Here is an 830-nt window from a genome sequence, read left to right as displayed (position 1 = left end):
TGCCATTTTTAATAAAACCTCCATCAAGAAAATTTACAATATAAATACTTATACACCTTTATATACTTTTTTATACTTTTATAAACATATTTTTTGTTTTATCCTTAACTTTATTTAATATAAAATATTATATTCGTATAATATTTTCGTTCGGATAACTATTTTAGAATCTATATTATTTTATAAATACACTCTCTTATTGTTAGGAAAATTCTTCACTTAATAATACATCTCTTATCAAATAAAAAAATCTACCTAATAAATAGGTAGATTTTCCAGAAGTATTTCATTTTTATTTGTATTGTTTGAATAAATTTTGATTAAATATGGTATTATCCATAGCCCCCTCAAACATCTCTTTGTTTACTCCATAACCATATATATTTGTATCATGCCCGACATGTGAATCTGAAGTCCATCCTGTATTACTTCTTTCATTTACTGGTTCAGTTAAGGCTTTTTCTAACGGGTTTTGCTCTTTATAATCTTCATCTTCGTCTGACTTCATTTCTTGAGCAGCTTTTTTAATTTTTTCTATTTCTAATTCTTTTAACTTAAAACCATACCCCTCTTTTATTACTTTATCAATATTTTCACCTTTTAGTATCTCTTCTTCCATATGTCTAGCCGAATGATTCATTTCTTTAATAGCTTCTGGATGAAAACTTTGTTTTCCTTTTGTTCCCATCGTTAATCCTCCTGTGGCATGATCTCCTGTTGTTACAACTAAAGTATTCTTGTCTTTCTTGGCAAACTCTATAGCTTCTTTATATGATTCCTCGAAATCCTCCATCTCTGACATCACACCAGTCGCATCATTTGGATGGGCT

At 28.4% G+C, this 830-nt stretch carries 1 protein-coding gene; it reads right to left on the bottom strand.

All coding sequences use genetic code 11. The features are described from left to right. Positions 1-292: 292 nt before the first annotated feature. Positions 293-830, bottom strand: a 538-nt coding sequence (locus tag D9V42_RS14730) for an alkaline phosphatase (protein WP_208639093.1), incomplete at its 5' end; no start/stop codon positions are given.

It is taken from the genome of Staphylococcus pseudoxylosus, assembly GCF_003697915.1.
GTDB classification, from domain to species: Bacteria; Bacillota; Bacilli; order Staphylococcales; family Staphylococcaceae; genus Staphylococcus; species Staphylococcus pseudoxylosus.
Note: the sequence above shows the minus strand (reverse complement) of the source record. Positions and strands in the feature narration are given on the sequence as shown.